The sequence below is a fragment of the Streptomyces sp. NPDC044061 genome, assembly GCF_056434305.1.
This window is the reverse complement of the sequence record NZ_JBWKFL010000136.1, coordinates 1-3,968: the sequence shown is the minus strand read 5'-3', so window position 1 is coordinate 3,968 and position 3,968 is coordinate 1. Positions and strand designations below refer to the sequence as shown.

Annotated in this window: 1 protein-coding gene; it reads left to right on the top strand. The window is 67.7% G+C overall.

Going from position 1 to position 3,968, the window contains the following annotated elements; translation table 11 throughout:
- Nucleotides 1-279: 279 nt before the first annotated feature.
- On the top strand, nt 280-3,968 hold a 3,689-nt coding region (locus AC07CM_RS50460), incomplete at its 3' end, for a DNRLRE domain-containing protein (protein ID WP_478883296.1).

Below are 3,968 nucleotides of genomic sequence, written 5' to 3'. Positions count from 1 at the left end.
CGAGCGGAAGAATCGGGCGAATCGCTGACCGGGAATATCCCGACTACGCGTGTCTCTGCAGTCAAGTGCCCCTTTTGAGTGAGCAATTGACAGGCAAAAAGATTACTGACTACAAGTCGGGCCCAAGTTCACAGAATCCGGCCAGGGAATCCTGCCGGAGGTTCGGCGTGCCCGAATTCGGGACGCCGCCGAGAAAGGGCGTTGGACGTGAAAGTCCGATATGGGAGATTGATCTCCTGCCTTGCCGTGTCAGCGGTGGTGAGTGCCGTGCTACCGCAGATGGCCTATGCCGCGAGCGAGTCCGGCGCGGGCTCCGGCGGACACGGCAAGGGCGTGATCGACTCCGTCAAGGCGTGGTTCACGGACGACGACGGCAACAAGCTCGCCAAGCCGCCGTCGCACGACGAGCTGGACGTGGCCGACCGGCAGAGGCTGCCGAGGGGCAAGCAGGCGCCGAAGGCGAAGCGGGTCAAGGAGCTGAAGAGCAGGCGCACTTCGACGGCCCGCTACTGGCAGCTGTCCGACGGCCGCGTCGAGGCGGAGCTGTCGGCGGTACCGACGTCGTACCGCTCCGGGGCCGGTAGGAAGGCGACCTGGAAGCCGATCGACACGGCCGTTCACGCATCGACGGCGAAGGGCTTCAAGTACGGCAACACGAGCAACGAGGGCCGGAGCTGGTTCGGCTCGGACGCCGGCCACCTGGTGCGCTTCCAGTCGCCGGACGGACGGACCGTCACGCTCGGCCTCGAGGGCGCCGGGGCGCTGAAGCCCCGGGTGAAGGGCTCCACGGTCGCCTACAAGGACGCCGTGCACGGGGCGGACCTGGAGTACGGCGTCGGACCCGGCCGGGTGAAGGAGAACATCACCCTGGCCGAACGGCCCGCCGGTCCGGTGAAGTTCACCTTCACCCTGGACACGGACGGCCTGGTGCCCAAGGCCCGTAAGGACGGGTCGATCGCGCTGTACGGCATGTTGCCGCACACGCCGGTGATGGTGATTCCGGCGCCGTTCATGACGGACGCGAAGAAGGCGGACCGGTCGGTCTTCGGGCGGACCTACAGCACGAAGGTCTCCCAGAAGCTGACCCGGGACGGTAAGTCCTGGAAGCTGACGGTCGCTCCGGACGCGAAGTGGCTGGCGTCGAAGGACCGCCGGTACCCGGTGGTGATCGACCCGACGATCACGATCGCGCCGTCGCCGACGGACTCGCAGGACACGATGGTCCTGTCGGACCAGGCGGCGACTAATTTCAACACCTCGTGGAAGCTGTCGGTGGGCCGTACGGCCACCGGTACGGCCCGTTCCCTGGTCAAGTTCCCGCTGAGCGAGATCCCCTCGGGCTCGAAGATCGACTCGGCGCGTCTGGAGATGTACTTCGACAACGCGCACGACGGCGGCGGCACCAAGGTTCCGGTCGAGGTGCACCGCGCGACCGGTGCCTGGGACGAGTCGACGGCCACCTGGAACAACACCAGTTCCCTGGTCGGTGAGCTGTCCGGCACCAGCTACACGGTGGACGACGGCGACGCGGGCACCACGGCGGCCACCGGCTCGTGGCCGGTGTCGACGTCCTCGCTCGCGCAGTACGGCATCGGCGGTGACTACCGCTACAACAAAGACGCGGTGGCCGGGGACAGCTACACCTGGCAGCCGAACATCAAGGACGCGGGCACCTACCAGGTCGACGTGCACTATGTCGCGGCCACCGACCGCGCCACCAACGCCCCATACACGGTGACGTCCAAGACCGGATCCACCACCTACACGGTGAACCAGCAGTCCGGTACCAACGGTGTCTGGGCCCCGCTGGCGAACGGCGCGCAGATCGACTTCGCGGCGGGATCGGCGGGCAAGGTCGTCCTCGGCGACGGCCCGGCCTCCGCGACCACTACCGTGATCGCGGACGCGGTCCGCTTCACCAACCCGGCGATGATCAACAAGGACATCGGCGAGTACAGCCAGTGGCACAAGTTCCCGGTGACCGACACGGTCCAGCAGTGGCTGGACGGCTCCTCGGTCAACAACGGGTTCGTGCTGAAGACCGCCGACGAGTCGACGGCCGGCCCGGTCGGCGGTCCGCGTTACGAGTCCGGTGACGGCGACTACGGCGGCGAGACCTCCACGATCCCGCGGCTGACGGTGACGTACGGCAAGGTCGGTACGACCCTCAACTCGCCGACCATCGTTCACTCCACTGGTCCGGAGCTGAGCTGGAAGGCGTACTCGAACACCACCGGCGACCCGAGCCTGGACATCGCCGAGTACCAGCTGCACCGCTCGACGCAGCAGGCGTTCACCCCGTCCGCGGCCACCCTGGTGGCGCCGGTCGACAAGTCGGCGACCGCCTACACGGACACCACCGCGACCCCGACGCCGGACTCATCGTCGGTGGAGATCGGCCGGTCGTACTACTACCAGCTGGTGGTGAAGACGAAGGACGGCCAGCTGCTGGGCTCGCCGACCCGTATCGTGGGCGTGCCGAAGGCGGGCCGCACGATGCGCCTCATCCAGGGCACCGCGGCCAGCGTCACGGACACCACCCTGTCCTCCGCTGTGCCGACCACCAACCTGGACACCATCAGCCGGGACGGCGTGGGCCAGAAGTGGCTGAGCGTGGGCAACAACACGCCCACGAACTCCACCGAGAAGACCCGCGCGGTCATGAAGTTCCCGACCAGCGCGATACCCACCACCGCCACGGTGCTGGAGTCCCGCCTCTTCATGTGGGGCGCGGAGACCACCACCCAGACCAACGGCGCGATCTACGAACTCCACGGCCTGAACAAGGACTTCAACGAGACCCAGGCCACCTGGAACAGCTCCGCGACGGGTACGGCATGGACCACGGCGGGCGGTGACTACTCCGGAACCGTCTCCGACACCGTCGGCACGGTCTCGGACGTCGGCCGTCACTGGTGGGACGCGACCTCCCTCACCCAGGGCTGGACCAAGACACCGTCCTCCAACCACGGCGCCCTGATCAAGCTGAAGGACGAGACCTCCACCGGCCCCCAGGAGCAGACCATGTTCCTGGCCTCGGAGGCCGCCGACCCGCAGATCGGCCCGCTGCTGCGCGTCATCTACGTCGACTCCACCACGGACGACACGTACTATGCCCCGCAGACGCCCGCCCGTATGACCCCGAACTCCACCTACACGGTGGACTTCACGGTCACCAACACCACGTCGAGCGCGTGGGCGAGCGGTGAGCGGGTCCTGTCGTACACCTGGCAGCTCCCCGACGGCACGGACGCGACGACGGGCGGCAACCAGCTCTCCACGGCGATCCCGCCGCTGTCCCCGGGCCAGTCGACGACGGTCCAGGCGCAGGTCAAGACGCCGATCAACTCGGACTCGGGCAGCAAGCGCACCAAGTACGTACTCGGCTGGGACGTCAAGAAGGTCTCCGACGGCAGCTGGCTGTCGGCAGGCACCGGCGGCATCCCGACGCTGAAGCAGAACGTCGCGGTGGAGGATCCCACCTCGGACACGCTGGGCCTGGAGAAGTTCTACAACTACACCGGCAAGAACACGGGCGCCGGCTCGACGGTGATGAACAACCTCGCCTCCGGCAACACCGTGTGGTCGTACAACGCGTTCAGCAACCCGGGCCGTGGTCTGACGACGTTCGCGCGGTTCGCGTACAACTCGCTGGACACCGACAACACCACGGGTGGCGCGGGCGCGGGCTGGTCGGCGCAGATGGGCGGGCCCATCCGGCTCGGCGCGGCACTGGACTTCCACCCCAACCCGGTTCAGAACGCGTCGGAGATCCGCCTGCCCGACGGTGACGGCACCACGCACGTCTTCACCAAGCAGGCCGACGGCACGTGGAAGGCCCCCGCGGGCGTCCACTACCGGATCACCATGAAGGCGGGCCTGGACTGCACCCCGACGAAGGACCCGGTCACGGACGCGTGGACGCTGCTGCGTCCGGACGGCACGCGGTTCTACTTCGGCTGCGACGG